The sequence below is a fragment of the Ectothiorhodospira sp. PHS-1 genome (assembly GCF_000225005.1).
In the GTDB taxonomy this organism is placed as follows: Bacteria; Pseudomonadota; Gammaproteobacteria; order Ectothiorhodospirales; family Ectothiorhodospiraceae; genus Ectothiorhodospira.
In genome coordinates this window covers 26,473-42,028 of record NZ_AGBG01000002.1, presented here as the reverse complement: position 1 = coordinate 42,028, position 15,556 = coordinate 26,473, and the positions used below count along the sequence as shown (strand labels likewise).

17 protein-coding genes are annotated in these 15,556 nt (G+C 65.0%); 7 read left to right on the top strand and 10 right to left on the bottom strand.

All coding sequences use genetic code 11. The features are described 5' to 3' along the window. Positions 1 to 57: 57 nt before the first annotated feature. Positions 58 to 1,386 (top strand): AarF/ABC1/UbiB kinase family protein, encoded by a 1,329-nt coding sequence (locus ECTPHS_RS00945; protein WP_008930792.1) that lies wholly within the window; start codon positions 58 to 60, stop codon positions 1,384 to 1,386. On the opposite strand, the gene ECTPHS_RS13825 is transcribed toward ECTPHS_RS00945, so the two are convergent. Continuing rightward, positions 1,377 to 3,089 (bottom strand): diguanylate cyclase domain-containing protein, encoded by a 1,713-nt coding sequence (locus tag ECTPHS_RS13825; RefSeq protein WP_083838730.1) that lies wholly within the window; start codon positions 3,087 to 3,089, stop codon positions 1,377 to 1,379. The two genes, ECTPHS_RS00945 and ECTPHS_RS13825, sit on opposite strands and share 10 nt — an antisense overlap. A gap of 107 nt (positions 3,090 to 3,196) precedes the next feature. Between ECTPHS_RS13825 and ECTPHS_RS00935 the strand changes: the two genes are divergently transcribed. The 3 genes from ECTPHS_RS00935 (at position 3,197) to ECTPHS_RS00925 (ending at position 4,931) form a co-directional block, all read left to right on the top strand. After that, positions 3,197 to 3,898, top strand: coding sequence for a pirin family protein (locus ECTPHS_RS00935; protein ID WP_008930790.1), 702 nt, complete (start codon positions 3,197 to 3,199; stop codon positions 3,896 to 3,898). 79 nt (positions 3,899 to 3,977) lie between these two features. Further along, on the top strand, positions 3,978 to 4,442 hold the full coding sequence (locus tag ECTPHS_RS00930; RefSeq protein WP_008930789.1) for an SRPBCC family protein: 465 nt from the start codon (positions 3,978 to 3,980) through the stop codon (positions 4,440 to 4,442). Positions 4,443 to 4,478: 36 nt separating this feature from the next. After that, on the top strand, positions 4,479 to 4,931 hold the full coding sequence (locus tag ECTPHS_RS00925) for a PAS domain-containing protein (RefSeq protein ID WP_008930788.1): 453 nt from the start codon (positions 4,479 to 4,481) through the stop codon (positions 4,929 to 4,931). A 256-nt stretch (positions 4,932 to 5,187) separates the two neighbouring features. On the opposite strand, the gene ubiB is transcribed toward ECTPHS_RS00925, so the two are convergent. The 9 genes from ubiB to dapF all read right to left on the bottom strand — a co-directional run bounded on the left by ubiB (position 5,188) and on the right by dapF (position 13,124). After that, on the bottom strand, positions 5,188 to 6,858 hold the full coding sequence (gene ubiB / locus ECTPHS_RS00920) for a ubiquinone biosynthesis regulatory protein kinase UbiB (RefSeq protein WP_008930787.1): 1,671 nt from the start codon (positions 6,856 to 6,858) through the stop codon (positions 5,188 to 5,190). Positions 6,859 to 6,876: 18 nt separating this feature from the next. Further along, positions 6,877 to 7,497 carry an SCP2 domain-containing protein gene (locus ECTPHS_RS00915; protein ID WP_008930786.1) on the bottom strand — a complete coding sequence of 207 codons (621 nt, stop codon included), beginning with the start codon at positions 7,495 to 7,497 and terminating at the stop codon, positions 6,877 to 6,879. Positions 7,498 to 7,529: 32 nt separating this feature from the next. Continuing rightward, positions 7,530 to 8,279, bottom strand: a complete 750-nt coding sequence (ubiE, locus tag ECTPHS_RS00910) for a bifunctional demethylmenaquinone methyltransferase/2-methoxy-6-polyprenyl-1,4-benzoquinol methylase UbiE (protein WP_008930785.1) — start codon at positions 8,277 to 8,279, stop codon at positions 7,530 to 7,532. A 14-nt stretch (positions 8,280 to 8,293) separates the two neighbouring features. Beyond that, on the bottom strand, positions 8,294 to 8,650 hold the full coding sequence (locus ECTPHS_RS00905) for a gamma-butyrobetaine hydroxylase-like domain-containing protein (RefSeq protein ID WP_008930784.1): 357 nt from the start codon (positions 8,648 to 8,650) through the stop codon (positions 8,294 to 8,296). Positions 8,651 to 8,671: 21 nt separating this feature from the next. After that, the gene (gene hslU, locus ECTPHS_RS00900) at positions 8,672 to 10,012 is read right to left on the bottom strand and encodes an ATP-dependent protease ATPase subunit HslU (protein WP_008930783.1); all 1,341 of its coding nucleotides are present in this window, start codon (positions 10,010 to 10,012) and stop codon (positions 8,672 to 8,674) included. 45 nt (positions 10,013 to 10,057) lie between these two features. Next, a complete protein-coding gene (gene hslV / locus ECTPHS_RS00895; protein ID WP_008930782.1) occupies positions 10,058 to 10,591 on the bottom strand; it encodes an ATP-dependent protease subunit HslV in 534 nt (177 codons plus the stop codon). Between the two features lie 78 nt (positions 10,592 to 10,669). Next, positions 10,670 to 11,596, bottom strand: a complete 927-nt coding sequence (gene xerC, locus ECTPHS_RS00890; protein ID WP_050814178.1) for a tyrosine recombinase XerC — start codon at positions 11,594 to 11,596, stop codon at positions 10,670 to 10,672. Next, entirely contained in the window at positions 11,593 to 12,291 is a 699-nt protein-coding gene (locus ECTPHS_RS00885) for a DUF484 family protein (RefSeq protein WP_008930780.1), read from the bottom strand. The genes xerC and ECTPHS_RS00885 overlap by 4 nt, the downstream gene beginning before the upstream one ends. Beyond that, entirely contained in the window at positions 12,288 to 13,124 is an 837-nt protein-coding gene (dapF, locus tag ECTPHS_RS00880; RefSeq protein ID WP_040404683.1) for a diaminopimelate epimerase, read from the bottom strand. Before dapF ends, ECTPHS_RS00885 begins: the two co-directional genes overlap by 4 nt. Positions 13,125 to 13,240: 116 nt before the next feature. Between dapF and ECTPHS_RS00875 the strand changes: the two genes are divergently transcribed. The 3 genes from ECTPHS_RS00875 to ECTPHS_RS00865 all read left to right on the top strand — a co-directional run bounded on the left by ECTPHS_RS00875 (position 13,241) and on the right by ECTPHS_RS00865 (position 15,555). Then, complete coding sequence (locus ECTPHS_RS00875; protein WP_008930778.1) at positions 13,241 to 14,245, top strand: amidoligase family protein; 1,005 nt, start codon at positions 13,241 to 13,243, stop codon at positions 14,243 to 14,245. After that, entirely contained in the window at positions 14,242 to 15,024 is a 783-nt protein-coding gene (locus ECTPHS_RS00870; RefSeq protein ID WP_008930777.1) for a gamma-glutamyl-gamma-aminobutyrate hydrolase, read from the top strand. The genes ECTPHS_RS00875 and ECTPHS_RS00870 overlap by 4 nt, the downstream gene beginning before the upstream one ends. 78 nt (positions 15,025 to 15,102) lie before the next feature. Beyond that, entirely contained in the window at positions 15,103 to 15,555 is a 453-nt protein-coding gene (locus ECTPHS_RS00865; RefSeq protein WP_008930776.1) for a hypothetical protein, read from the top strand. Position 15,556 lies beyond the last annotated feature (1 nt).

The following is a 15,556-nucleotide window of genomic DNA, read 5'->3' as shown; positions in this document are numbered from 1 at the left end:
ACCAATCCGGCATATCACTGTCTGCTGATATGCCCTCACTGAAGGAACGCCATCAGCATGTCCAACAAGCGCCCCACCCGCGGTACCGCCGTCCCCAGTTCACGCCTGAGTCGTCTGTGGCACCTGGGCATGGCTTCCGGTTCCCTGGCTGCGGGCATCGGTGTGAAAGGACTGATGGAACTGGGTCGCCGTGACCAGGAGAGCACCCCGGCCCGAATCGCCCTCTCCGGCCCCCATGCCCAACGTTTCACTCGGCGCCTGGCCCGGATGCGCGGCGCAGTCATGAAAATGGGACAGCTCATGTCCATGGACGGAACCGATATCTTCACACCCGAGGCCGCGGAGATCATGAGTGTCCTGCGCCAGAGCGCCGAACCCATGCCACTGGGCCAGCTGGGCGGCGTGCTCAATCGGGAATACGGCAAGGGCTGGGAGACTCGCTTTGCGCGCATGCATTTCACCCCCATCGCCGCGGCTTCCATCGGTCAGGTCCATCGCGCGGAAACCCGGGATGGACGCCAGCTGGCCCTCAAGGTCCAGTTCCCCGGTGTGCGCGACAGCATCGACAGCGACATCAGCAACCTTTCCTTCCTGCTGCGCAATTTCCCCCTCATGCCCAGCGGGATTGACCCGGCCCCCCTGCTGGAAGAAGCCCGCCTGCAACTACATCGGGAAACGGATTATGCCGCCGAAGCGGATGCCATGGAGGCCTATGCAGACCGGGTAGGTGATGATCCCGATCTCTTCGTCCCCCGCCCCCACCGGGATCTCACCACCGAATGCGTACTGGCCATGGACTTTGCCGAGGGCGAGCCTGTGGACCGGGTCATGCAGGGTGACTATACCCGTGCAGACCGGGACCGCATCGCCGGCCTGCTGGCGATGCTGAGCTTCCGGGAGCTGTTCGAGTTCGGCCTGGTACAGACCGACCCCAATTTCAGCAACTATCTCTATGATGGCCGTACCCGACGCGTGACACTACTGGACTTTGGTGCCGCCCAGGCAGTGGCCCCGCAGTGGGTGAATACCTATCGACGCATGGCGCGGGCGGCGCTGGAAGATGACCGGGATACTCTGCACGAGGCATGCGCCACCATGGGCTACATCGGCGACGACACCCCAGCCAGGGATGTGGAAGAAATGATCCGCCTGCTGCTCATGTCCGCCGAGCCCATCCGCCACCCAGGGCCTTATGATTTTGGTGCCTCGGACCTGTTCGAGCGGGTCTATCACCGCGGCCGCGAACTGTTCCTGGACGACCGCTTCCGCAATACACCAGTCCCCGGCACCCTGTTCCTGCACCGCAAGTTCATGGGTACCTTCATGCTGTGCAGGAAGCTGCGGGCGCGGGTGGATATCGGCCGAATGCTGGCAGATCACCTCTGATCCCGGGGCCGCTCGCGACGCGTCTGCTTGATGCGATACATGGCCTCGTCGGCTCGGTTGAGAAAGTCCTGGGGCTTGTCCGTGTGCCTGAATAACGCCACGCCGACGCTGCAACTCACATTCACCATGTGGCCCTTGGCCTCGATGGGCAGGGAAATCTGTTCTTCGGCACGCAGTGCCAGTTTGCCGGGATCGGCGTTCCTGCCGCCGTTCTCCGAAAGCAGCAGGGCAAATTCGTCCCCGCCCAGACGGGCCGCGATATCATCACCACGCACCAGGTTGCGCAGGCGCTCCGCCACCACCTGCAGCACGATGTCTCCCGCCTCGTGCCCCAGACGGTCATTGATGGGCTTGAACCCGTCCAGATCCAGATAAAGCAATGTCAGACGCCCCCCATCATGCCGGTGCTTCTCCATCCGTTGTCCGAGTGTTTCCATGAACCGGCGCCGATTCACCAGCCCGGTGAGTGCATCCGTATTGGCAAGATCGGCCAGCTTCTGCTGTGAACGACGCCGTGCCTCCACCTCCCGGCTCAGGTCCCGGGTGCGGCGGGTGATGATGCCGGCGGACTGGTTGAAGGATCGGGTCAATTCGGTGAATTCCCCCCAGAACGGCTCCTTGACGAAGACATCGCTCTGATGCCTGCGCAAGGCTCGGGTGGCCTGGGTCAGCAGGCTCACCGGCCTGGAGATCATGCGGGTCAATACGAGTGCCATGACCAGACAAAGCAGCAGGACGAACACTACCGTCGCCAGGAGAAACTGCGTCTGTTCCCTGAGCGCCGCCTTCAGCACCTGGAGCGATACATAAACCACCACGTCGCCCAGGCCATGGTCCAGGGGCATCGCCAGCAGCAAATGGTCACAGACACGGACCGGTCCGGCATCGGGGACGAATGGAACCTCGCCGAAGGCGACACAGATACCGTGATCCAGACCGGCATCGACACCGAGGATACGAAGACCTTGCTGCCCCTCACGCAGTAGCAGCAAGGTTTTCCCGCCCAGATCCTCATAGGGGAAGTCTTCCACCACGGCCAGCAGATCATCCATCAGTACCAACAGGTGCAGACTGCCGATATGACGATCATCAAGCACCAGAGGGCCGCTGACCCAGAGCGTGGGCCGGTCGCCGTTTTCCGGCCAGTGAACCTCGAGACTGATCTCCGGCTGCCGCAACACGGGCGGTCGCATGCCGGTCTCACCCAGGCGCCCGTCATGGTATACACCCGTCACGGAGCGACCCTCCCCGTCGCGAATCCAGATCCCGCCGAGCGCTTCCACGGGTTCCAGTGCATCCCGCAGGATGCGATCAATCAGCCGGTGATGGACGGGATCTCCGGTCCGCAGATAAGCCTCCAGGCTGATGCGCATCTGGGTCCGGCTGGCCAGCAGATCCAGGTGATCGATCATGCGCCGGAACTCCAGATTCAGGCGCCGCTGCTGAACCTGGGCAATCCGCTCCAGGCCGGCCTCCGCAAGGGACAAGGTGAGGACACGGGTGTGATGGTATTGAGCCAGGAACAACACCCCCTGGGGAACCAGTGCCACCAGCAGAAACGCCATCAGCAGCCTGTGGCGCAGCCCCAGGCTGCGCCACAGGCGACGCACTCCGGCATGGGGCTTGGCAGGCCTTTCCCGCTGCCCGGTGTCATCGCCCTGTTCGGCATGCCCCATACCCTCTCCCGCGGGACGAAATCCCATTTCCAAATGCTGTCACGATACCGCCACCGGGCATGATTGCAAACCTCCGTGAACCAAAGAAAGACAGGCCTGCCAAAAACTTGAAAGACCTTCACGGAGTATCCACGATGATCAGGATCAGACGTTCCCATGAACGCGGCCATGCCGATCACGGCTGGCTGCAGTCCCGTCACTCCTTCTCCTTTGCCGATTACCACGACCCGGCGTGGATGGGCTGGGGCAATCTGCGCGTCATCAACGAGGACCACATCGCACCGGGGGGCGGCTTCGACACCCATGGGCACCGGGACATGGAGATCATCACCTACGTGATCAGCGGTGAACTGGCCCATCGGGACAGCCTGGGCAACGGCACCGCCATTCCCCCGGGGGACGTGCAGCGCATGAGCGCCGGCAGCGGCATCCGTCACAGCGAGTTCAATCACGCCCCGGACCGCATCACCCACCTGCTCCAGATCTGGATCCTTCCCGATCGGAAGGGCATCCCGCCCAGCTACGAGCAGAAACACTTTGGCGACGAAGAAAAGCGTGGACGACTGCGCCTGCTGGCCTCGCCGGACGGTGCCCAGGGTGCCGTGACCCTCCACGCGGATGCCCGCCTGCTGGCCGGCCTGTTCGACGGCGCCGAACAGACCGCGCTGGATCTGGATCCGCAACGCAGATACTACGTACATCTGATCAAGGGGACGCTCACCGCCAACGACCATCGCCTGGCGGACGGCGATGCCCTGCTCCTGACCGGAGAGACGCGACTGGCGCTGAGTGGCGGAGACAGGGCCGAGGTGCTGGTCTTCGATCTGGCCGCCTGAAAGGATGCCGCCACAAGCAGTTGCAATGGCAGCAGCTATACTCAACAAACTCGATATGGGTTTCCGGAGACCCCCGGCCATGGTCAAGGCCCAGACACGCACGCTGATAAGACGCCCGCTGGAACAGGTCTTTCGTTTCGTGGTGGAAGACTTCGTCACCAACTACCCGCGCTGGTCCCCCGAGGTGAAGAGCCTGCGGGTGCTCACCCACGGCCCCTTGCAGGTAGGCTGGATTGGGCATCAGGTGCGGGTGGACCAGGGGCGGCGCACGGAATCCGACTTCAGGGTGATCGCACTGGAGCCGGGGCGACAGGTCACCTTTCGCGGCGTGAGGGACCCCTACCGCATCGACTACCGGTTCGAACCCCGGGAGCAACATACCGAACTGCACTTCAGCTTTGAGATGGGGAAGCTCAGTCTGCCCCTGCGTCCGTTCGAGAAACTCATCCGTCTGGCGGTACAGGAGGGTACCGAGCGCACGGTGCGCAACCTCAAGGGACTGGTCGAGGCGGAGATCGAGCCGCCATCCCCCTCCGTGGTCTGAAACCCGCCCCGTTCAACCTTCAGAGTCATCGCCTCCATGGACTTCATTCCCGAAAAAGATGCCTCCGGCCTGATCCCTTCCGTACTCGCCCAGATCCTGGATACCTGCGTCAACGGCGTGACACTCTCGGACCCCGATCTGCCGGACAACCCGATTGTCTACGCCAACGCGGTATTCGAGCACATGACCGGCTACTCCCGCGCGGAAATCATCGGTCACAATTGTCGTTTCCTGCAGGGAGAGGACCGGGAACAGCCGGCCATCGAGGAGATCCGCAAAGCACTGGCGGAAAGACGGGAGGTGGAAGTCACCCTGCGCAATTACCGCAAGGACGGCACCCTGTTCCATAACCGCCTGAGCATCCGGCCCCTGTTCGATGCCTCCGGCAAACTGATCTATTTCCTCGGTGTGCAGTACGACGTCACCGACCTGGTGAATGCCCAGACCGAAGTGGCCCGACTGGAGGCACTGCTCCGGCAGTCCCGTTGAATGGGCGCCCCGGGGCTGTGGACAAGACTGTGGAGGTCGTGTCGACAGCCCGCTCAACGGTCAGCGCCGGCATCATGCCCGGAAATGGAAGAAAAAATACAAAGCATTGATTTTAAAACACTAAATAAATCATAAAACCACAATTACGAGCCATGGCCAGGACCGTTCCACGCTGAAGTCCGCCAGGGGCGGCCTGTGCATAACCTGTCATCACGCGTGAAGTCGGCAGGGACCGAAGCGGCGCTGCCGGCACCTCTCAGGCCCGGCGCAGCCAGGCCAGCAGCAGCATCCCCAGACCGGCGATGCCGGCCAGCCAGGCCGGCCAGGGCGCGCCCATCACCGCCGGCAACTCCGGCGCCAGGGTCAGCATCAGCACGCCGCTGATCAGCAGGCTGCCCCCGGCCACCGCCAGGATGGTGGCCCGGTTGCCCTCCCGGACTTCCGTCCGCAGGGCCTGGAACTGGGCCTTGTCCATGCCCCGCACCCCCACGCCGCGGGCCTGAAGCCGCAGGGCCTCGTGGATCAGACCCGGCATGTCCGGGGCCTTTTCCAGGATCAGGGGCAGATTGCGCCGCAGACCCTTGACCAAGGCCCGCACCCCCACCTGCTCGTCCATCCAGCGCTGGATGAAGGGACGGGCGGTCTGCCACAGGTCCAGTTCCGGGTAGAGATCCCGACCCATGCCTTCGATGTTCAGCAGGGTCTTCTCCAGCAACACCAGCTGGGGCTGGACCTCCATGTTGAATCGCCGGGCGGTCTGGAACAGGCGCACCAGCACGTAACCGAAGGAGATGTCCTTGAGGGGCTTTTCGAAAATGGGTTCGCACACGGTGCGGATGGCCGCCTCCAGCTCCGTGATCCGCACATCCGGCGGCACCCAGCCGGACTCCACGTGCAGCTCCGCCACCCGGGCGTAGTCCCGATTGAAGAAGGCGTAGAAGTTCTCCGCCAGATAGCGCTGATCCGCCGGCGAGAGGGTGCCGACGATGCCGAAATCCACCGCCAGATAGCTGGGGTCCGCCGGATCGGAGACATCGATGAAGATGTTGCCCGGGTGCATGTCCGCATGGAAGAAGTTGTGGCGGAACACCTGGGTGAAGAAGATCTCCACCCCCCGCTCCGCCAGCAGCTTCAGGTCCACCCCCAGGGCCTTGAGGGTGGCCACGTCGGACACCGGCACCCCCTGGATGCGCTCCATCACCATCACGTCCTTGCGGCAGTAATCCCAGAACACCTCGGGCATGTAGAGGACGTTGGAGTTCTCGAAGTTGCGGCGGATCTGGGAGGCGTTGGCGGCCTCCCGCAGCAGGTCCAGCTCGTCCAGGATGGTCTGTTCGTACTCGGCCACCACCTCCACCGGTCGCAGCCGCTTGCCCTCGGGCCAGTAGCGCTCGGTCAGCTCGGCGATGACGTACATGAGTTCCACGTCCCGGCGGATGGCCTTCTCGATATTGGGCCGCACCACCTTGACCACCACCCGGCGACCGTCATGCATGACCGCCCCATGGACCTGGGCGATGGAGGCGGAAGCCATCGGGGTCTCCTCGAAGGAGGCAAACAGGCTCTCGATGGGACGCCCCAGGGACTTCTCGATGATGGCCCGGGCCTGCTCGTTGGGGAACGGCGGCACCCGGTCCTGGAGCTTGGCCAGTTCCACCGCGATATCCTCGGGCAGCAGGTCCCGCCGGGTGGAAATCATCTGGCCGAACTTGATGAAGATGGGGCCGAGATCTTCCAGGGCCCGGCGAATCCGTTCGCCCCGTCCATAGGGCACGGTACGGAACCAGTTCCACGGACCCAGGTAGCGCAAAAAGCGCACGGAGCGCAGCAAACGGATCGTCAGCACCACGTCATCCAGCCCGTGGCGGATGAGGACACGATTGATGGTGATCAGTCGAAGCAACTGGGAGGGGTGCAGATGACGCATCGAGAGTCCTGAATGTTCTTATCGCTGGGCCCGTTCCCGGGCTTGTTCCAGGCGCTGGATACGGGCCTGGAGGCGGTCTGCGTCGCTGCGCAGACGGTCCACCTCGTCCATGAAGACCTCCACCTCGCCCCGGGTGGGCAGGCTGCGGGTCTCTTCCTGCAGGTATTCCTTCACATCCAGGCGCAGGGATTCACGGCTGCGTTGCAGCCAGGCCGACAGGCCCCGCCAGGCCTCGCCGGCACGATGGGCCACCAGATCACCGGTGAGGCCGGCCAGCAGTTCTTCCCAGTCCAGATCCACCTGCCGCAGCAGGTCGCTGAAAAGGCGGGCCAGCTGAGGGTCGCCGATCACGCCGACCCCTTCCGGCAACCGGGCGCCGGGCTCCCCCGCCATCAGGCTCGCCAGGGTGGCGGGGGCACCGCTGATGGTCACCCCAGGCTCGCCGTCATACTGCCCCAGCACCTGCAGGTAGTCCTGCGCCGGCACGAAATACAGACACAGATCCACGCCGGTGACCTGCAGCGCCACCACGCCGCCCCGCAGGGCCGCCAGGCGCTCCCCGCTGTCGGGGTCCAGCGCCAGGTAACGACGGATGGCCTGCTCCAGCAGGGCCGTGACCAGGGTGGGCGGTGTAGGCATGGGCATCTCTCCCGTGGGGCAGGCCCGCGGCGCTAGAGCTTGTAGCCCTTGTGCAGCGCCACGATGCCGCCGGTCAGATTGTGGTAGTCGCAGCGCTCGAAACCGGCCGTCTGCATCATCTGCTTGAGGGTTTCCTGGTCCGGGTGCATGCGGATGCTCTCCGCCAGATAGCGGTAGCTGTCCGCGTCTCCCGCCACCACCTTGCCCATCAGCGGCAGGGCCTTGAAGCTGTAGACATCGTAGACCGACTGCAGGGGCTTGCTGGTGGGCTGGGAGAACTCCAGCACCAGCAACTTGCCGCCGGGACGCAGCACCCGCAGCATGGAACGCAGGGCGGCGTTCTTGTCGGTGACGTTGCGCAGGCCGAAGGCAATGGTGATGAGATCAAAATAGTCGTCCGGATAGGGCAGGCATTCCGCGTTGCCCTGGACGTAGTTGATGTTGCCCACCAACCCCTCGTCGATCAGCCGGGCGCGGCCGCAGGCGAGCATGGAGGCGTTGATGTCGCACAGCACCACCTGACCGGTGGGACCGACGATGCGGGAAAAACGGGAGGTCAGGTCGCCGGTGCCGCCGGCCAGGTCCAGGATCTTCTGACCGGGACGCGCCGCGGCCACCTCGATGGTGAACCGCTTCCAGATCCGGTGAATCCCCATGGACATGAGGTCGTTCATGACGTCGTACCGGCTGGCCACGGAATGGAACACCTGCCCCACCCGTTTGACCTTGTCCTGCACCGGCACCTGTTCGTAGCCGAAATCAGTGGTTTTGTCGTCGGACATGCATGCTCCAGTTATCAGCCCTGGCGCTGGTGGCCGGCGGCCTCCAGTCGCTCCAGATAGGTTTGCCACAGCCGGGCCTGATCGACGCCCAACCGGTAAAGATATTCCCAATCGTAGATGCCGGTATCGTGCCCATCGGAGAACACCAGCTTGATGCCGTAGTTGCCCACCGGCTCGATGCCGGTGATGGTCACGGCTTCCTTGCCCACCTGCAGCACTTCCTGGCCGGGACCATGGCCGGTCACCTCGGCGGAAGGGGAGTAAACCCGCAGGAATTCGCAGCTGAGCCGGTGGCTCTCACCGTCGGCGTAGACCATTTCCAGCATCCGCGCCTGACGGTGCAGGCGGATGTCGGTGGGGCGATGTTTCACGGCACGTTCCTCCCGCGGGGTTCACAGGATGTAGCGGCTCAGATCCTCGTCCTGCACCAGTTCGCCCAGACGCTCGCTCACATAGGCGGCATCGATGACCAGGGGGCTGCTGCAGTCGGGGGCCTCGTAGGAGATCTTCTCCAGCACCCGCTCCATGACCGTATGCAGGCGCCGGGCACCGATGTTCTCGGTACGCTCGTTCACCTGGAAGGCGATCTCGCCCAGGCGGCGCACACCGTCCTCGGTGAATTCCACGGTAACGCCCTCGGTGGCCAGCAGGGCCGCATACTGTTCGGTGAGGGAGGCACGGGGTTCGGTGAGGATGCGCACGAAATCCTCGGCGGTGAGGGCCTCCAGTTCCACCCGGATGGGCAAACGACCCTGCAGTTCCGGGATCAGATCCGAGGGCTTGGCCAGGTGGAAGGCACCGGAAGCGATGAACAGGATGTGGTCGGTATGCACGGAGCCGAACTTGGTGGAGACGGTGCAACCTTCCACCAAGGGCAACAGATCCCGCTGCACCCCTTCCCGGGAGACGTCGGCGCCGCTGTATTCACCGCGACGAACCACCTTGTCGATCTCATCGAGGAAGACGATGCCGTTCTGCTCCACATGGGAGACGGCCCGCAGCTTGATGTCATCCTCGTTCACCAGGCGGGCGGCCTCCTCGTCGGTGATCAGCTTGAAGGCCTCGGCGATCTTCAACTTGCGGGTGCGGGTACGCTGCCCGCCCAGGTTCTGGAACAGACCCTGCAGCTGACTGGCCATGTCCTCCATCCCCGGCGGGGTCATGATCTCCACCCCCGGCGGCAGGGCCTGAACCTGGATCTCGATCTCCTTGTCATCCAGCTTGCCTTCCCGCAGGCGCTTGCGGAATTTCTGCCGGGTCTCGGAATCGGCGCCCCGGGACGGGGTATCGTCGGCCATGAAGCCGCCGCTGCCGCGCGGCGGCGGCAGCAGGGCATCCAGGATGCGTTCCTCGGCGGCCTCCTCGGCCCGGTGGCGCATCTTGTCCATCTCCTGCTCCCGCAGCATCTTGACGGCGGCATCCACCAGATCCCGGATGATGGATTCCACGTCCCGGCCCACATAGCCCACCTCGGTGAACTTGGTGGCCTCCACCTTGATGAAGGGGGCATTGGCCAGGCGAGCCAGGCGGCGGGCGATCTCGGTCTTGCCCACGCCGGTGGGGCCGATCATGAGGATGTTCTTGGGCGTGACCTCGCGGGCCAGGGCCGCGGGCAACTGCTGGCGGCGCCAGCGGTTGCGCAGGGCAATGGCCACCGCCTTCTTGGCGGCATCCTGACCGACGATGAAACGGTCCAGCTCCTGAACGATTTCGCGGGGAGTCATTTCAGTCATGGCACATCTCTTTACGCTGACACGGGGGGCTGCGATCCACCGGGATCACAGTGCCTCGATGGTCAGGTGACGATTGGTGTAGATGCAGATGTCGGCGGCGATGTTGAGGGATTTTTCGGTGATCTCCCGAGCCGACAACTCGGTGTTCTCGTACAGGGCACGGGCGGCGGACTGGGCGAATGGACCGCCGGAGCCGATGGCGATGATGCCGTCTTCCGGCTCGATCACGTCACCGTTGCCGGAAATGATCAGGGAGTTGTCCTTGTCGGCCACCGCCAGCAGGGCCTCCAGGCGGCGCAGGGAACGTTCGGTGCGCCAGTCCTTGGCCAGTTCCACGGCGGCACGCAGCAGGTTGCCGCTGTATTTTTCCAGCTTGCCCTCGAAGCGCTCGAACAGGGTGAAGGCATCGGCGGTGCCCCCGGCAAAACCGGCCACCACCCGATCATGGTGCAGACGCCGGACCTTGCGGGCATTGCCCTTCATGATGGTATTGCCCAGAGAGACCTGCCCGTCCCCACCGAGGGCGACCTGCCCGTTGCGGCGCACGGAGACGATGGTGGTACCACGGAACTGTTCCAAGGGGAGACTCCTCACGTCTTGATGCCGACGACTGAGGGGGCATTGTAACGGAACTGGGGCACGAGGGGAGAAGGGCGGTCAGGAGTTTTGCTTTTGCCGCCGCGCTCGGGGATGGGCGGCATCGTAGACCCGGGCCAGGTGCTGGTAATCCAGATGGGTATAGATCTGCGTGGTACCGATGTCCGCATGCCCCAGCAGTTCCTGCACCGCACGCAGATCCTGGGACGATTCCAGGATGTGGCTGGCAAAGGAATGGCGCAGCAGGTGGGGATGCACATGCCGCTCCAGTCCCTGGCTCAGGGCGCGGCGTGCCATCCGCTGCTGGATGGTACGGGGCGTCAGGCGCCGTCCATGACGGGCCACGAACAGGGCCGGTTCGTCCACCGCGGCCCACTGGGAGCGCACCCGCAACCAGGCCGCCAGCGCCTCCCGCGCCTTGCGGCCCACCGGCACCTGGCGCACCTTGCGGCCCTTGCCCAGCACCCGCACCATGCCGTCCTCCAGGTCCAGTTGGGTACAGTCCAGGGCGGTCAATTCCGACAGGCGCAGCCCCGAGGAATAGAACAGCTCAAGCACCGCCCGGTCACGCACCGCCGGCAGGCTGTCGCCGGGAATCTCCAGCAATCGCCCCACCTCCTCCACATCCAGCACTTCGGGCAACTTGCGGGGAGTCTTGGGCGCCCTCACCCCCTGGGCCGGATTGGCCCCCACCACGCCCTCGCGGATGAGGAAATTGAAAAATCCCCGCACGGCGGACAGCAGACGTTGCAGACTGCGCCCGGAGGCACCGGCCCGGTGACGGGCCGCCACCAGGGCGCGAATGTCATGGACGGTCACGCGGGACCAGTCCGGCTCGGCACCGGGGAGCAGGACATGACCGCGCAGGGCGATCAGGTCCCGCCGGTAATTGCTCACCGTATGGGGAGAGCAGGCCCGCTCACGGGCCAGATGGTTCAGATAGGCCTGGATGCGGCCATCCATGGGAGCGGTATCGGGCGTGTTCATCCCGCGGCCAGACGATGACCCACCGCGTGGGAGAGGATCTCGCCCAGATAATCCAGGAACAGGGTACCCATGCCGGGATGGAAACGGGCGCCATCCCGGCTGCCCAGCCCCAGCACCCCCAGGGGACGGGTCCCTTCCAGCAGGGGTACGGCAACGACGGAATGCAGCGACTTGCCCTCGTCCTCGGGGAACAGGGCCTTGAACTGGACGGCGGACAGCCGTCCGCACAGGGGACGACGGGTTTCGAAGAGCTTGTCGAAACTGCGCATGGCCGGGTCATCGGGGGCGGTGAAGTGAAGGCCCCTTTGAGGATCTCCGCACAGGCGCACCACCACCGCGTCGGCCCGGAATTCGTTGCGCAGCTGTTCCTGAGTGGTGGCCAGCACCGCATCCAGGCTGTCCGCCTCCATCAGCCCCAGGGCCAGCTGATGCAGGCGCTGGCTCAGGCGCTCGTTCTCCCGCGCCACCTGCACCAGATCCATCAGCTTGCGCTCCAGACCCCGGTTGCGTTCCCGCAGGAGCCCGATCTGACGCTCGATCAGGGACACCGCGTCACCGCAGGGATGGGGCACCCGCATCACCTCCAGCAGGGGAAGATGACGTTCGAAGAAATCGGGATGGGCTCGCAGGTAGGATTCCACGGCCGTTTCGGAGAGGGTCTCGTCCGCGAGAGCCCCCTTGTCGGATATGCTCATAGTTCGATGGTCCCCGTAAAGACCGAGGTGGCGGGACCGGTCATGAAGACCGGGTCGTCTTCGCGACCCGCCCACTGTATCACAAGCCGGCCACCCGGCAGATCCACGTTCACCCGGTCTTCCAGCAGCCCCTGAATCCGGCCGGCGACGACGGCGGCGCAGGCCCCCGTGCCGCAAGCCAGGGTCTCGCCGGCACCGCGTTCATAGACCCGCAGACGGATATGGGTGGGAGACACCACCTCCATGAAACCGGCGTTCACCCGCCGGGGAAAACGGGGATGCCCCTCGATGGCCGGCCCCAGCCGGGCCACCTCGGCAGTCCGCACGTTATCCACCCGCAGCACCGCATGGGGGTTGCCCATGGAGACGGCACCGATTTCCAGGGCCCGATCATTCACCATCAGGGTGTACCAGGGTGCCGCCTTGTCGGCCTCGAAAGGGATCTCCCAGGGGGTCAGCCGGGGCGGCCCCATGTCGACGGTCACCTGTCCGTCCGCCTCCACCTGCAGGGTGATGAGTCCGGCGGCGGTTTCCACGGGGATCCGGGTCTCTCCGGTCAACCCCTGATCCCGGACGAACACGGCAAAGCAGCGGGCGCCGTTGCCGCACTGCTCCACCTCGTTGCCGTCGGCATTGAAGATGCGATAGCGAAAGGCCGCCCGGGAGGGATCGGTGGGCGGCTCCACCATGAGCACCTGATCGCAGCCGACCCCCAGGCGCCGATGGGCCAGGAACCGGACGTGGTCCGGGGTGAGACGGACCTGGCGACGCACGCCGTCGATGACGACGAAGTCGTTGCCCAGGCCGTGCATTTTCGTGAATCGGATCATCATGGCAGGGAGATTAAAGGCTTGGCGGGCTGCTGGGAAGCACTTGAGCAGGGCAAAAAGATGACGACCGCGCCCAATTTTGTCACCCTGTGAACAGGCCCCGACCAAGGGAGCATCCCATGACTGCATTCGCCCCCCTGCCCCAACCCCGCACCACCGACGGCAGCCTGCGCCGGGTCGGCGTGGAAATGGAGATGGCCGACATCTCCCTGGACGCCATCGCCGGGATCATCATCGACGGTTTCGGCGGCGAGCAGCAACGTCTATCCCCATTCGAGCAGACAATCACCGGTACCCGTTTCGGTGATTTTCAGCTGGAACTGGACAGCAGCCTGCTCAAGCGCCGTGAGTATCTGGATTATCTGGAAAGCATGGGCGTCACGGTGGACCGGGAGGCGGAACCGGGCACCCTGGAACGCGCCCTGGCGGAAGTGGCGGGGCTGATCGTCCCCCACGAAGTGGTGGCCCCGCCCATCCCCCATGACGCCCTGCCGGAACTGGACCAGCTGCGGGCACGCCTGCGGGCAGCCGGCGCCAGGGGCACTCACGCTTCCCTGGTCTATGCCTTCGGCCTGCAGCTCAATCTGGAGCTGGCCCGGCAGGATGTCGATTCCATCCTGCGGCACCTGCAAGCCTTCCTGCTGCTCCATGACTGGCTGCTGGAAGAGGCGCAGACGGACCTGTCACGGCGACTGACACCCTTCGTGGAGCCCTTCCCTCCCAGCTGGGAGCAACGCATCCTGCAACCGGACTATGCCCCGGATCTGGAACGGCTCATCGACGACTACCTGACCGACAACCCCACCCGCAACCGTCCCCTGGACATGCTGCCCCTGTTCGCCCATCTGTCCCCCGGGCAGATCGAGGCGGCACCGGTGGAACATCACCTGATCCGCCCCCGGCCCACCTTCCACTATCGCCTGCCGGACTGCCGGATCGACGAGCCGGACTGGGACCTGAGCGTGCCCTGGAACGGCTGGGTGGCGGTGGAGCGTCTGGCGGAGGATCCTCCACGGCTGGCGGCCATGGCCCACGCCTACCTGAACCGGCCCGAGGAAACCCTGCTGGACAAGGGACGCCGCTGGGCTGCCCAGGTGAGCGACTGGCTACGGAGCGGAACATGACACACAGACCTCGTATCGGCGTCACCGGCCCCGACCAGGGGGGCATGGCGGCCTGGCTGATGACCGCCTGGTGCATCCTGCGGGCCGGGGGCAGACCACTGCGGATCACCCCCGCCCGTCCCCATGACGGCACCGGCCTGGATGGCCTGGTGATCGGCGGCGGCGCCGACGTGGACCCGGGCCTTTACGGTCAGGACCCGCTGAGTCTGATGAAGGAAATCGAGGCCGCTGAACGCAGCGGACGACAGCGGCTGCTGGGGTTCGTGTTCTACCCCCTGCTATGGCTGCTGCGACGGACCCTTTTCACCCGCCTGGAAGGCGAGGATCAGGGCCGGGACCGACTGGAAGAAGCCTTGATCCGCACCGCCCGGGAACACAATCTGCCGGTGCTGGGCATCTGCCGGGGCATGCAGCTGCTGAACGTGGTGCATGGCGGCACGCTGCATCAGGAACTGAGCGGTTTCTACCGGGAATGTCCTCAGGTACGCAGCATTCTGCCTCGCAAGCAGGTGACGCTGGAACCGGACTGCCACCTGGCCCAACTGGTGGGGCCAAAACCCCTGGCAGTGAATGCCCTGCACAACCAGGCGGTGGATCGCCTGGGAGAAGGGGTCGTCATCGCCGGTCGGGAGCCCAGCGGCGTGGTCCAGGCCATCGAGGTCCGGGACGGCGCGATGGCCATCGGGGTGCAGTGGCATCCGGAGTTCCTGCCCCACAAGGCACGACATCAGGCCCTGTTTCGGGGCTTGGTGGCGGCAGCCAGGGCGGGCAGCTCTTGATCTTGGCCGATACCGGGTCCAAGATTGAACCCATGGATGCTTTCGGCGGCGTGACCGCCATCACAGGGAGAAGATGCCATGGAGGCAGCTCAGGTGAAACCCGTCCGGCCCGTGTCGCCGGACCCGATGATACAGACCGGCCCCTTCACCCTGGCCCGGGTCCTGGAGGCTCAGGCCGGCGAGGCCCGCTGGGTGGAGTGTCCCGACGGCGCCACCCTGGCCCCCATGGCCCATGCCCAGGGCGTACCGGCCCTGCGTCCGGGGGACCGGGTCCTGCTCCTGACTCAGGCCGCCACCGGCCCCATCGTCCTGGACCGCCTGCGACACCACGGGGAAGCCCCACCCTGCACCGCCCTCACGGAACGGGACGGTCGGGTCCATCTGCGCGCGGAACAGGGGCTCTACCTGCGCTGCGGTGCCTCCTCCATCAGCCTTGACCCGGAAGGTCGCATGGAGATGCGCGGCCGGGAACTGCACGGCATCATGGCGCGGGTGATGCATTTCCTGGCGGCCCGCATCCATTTCAACTGAG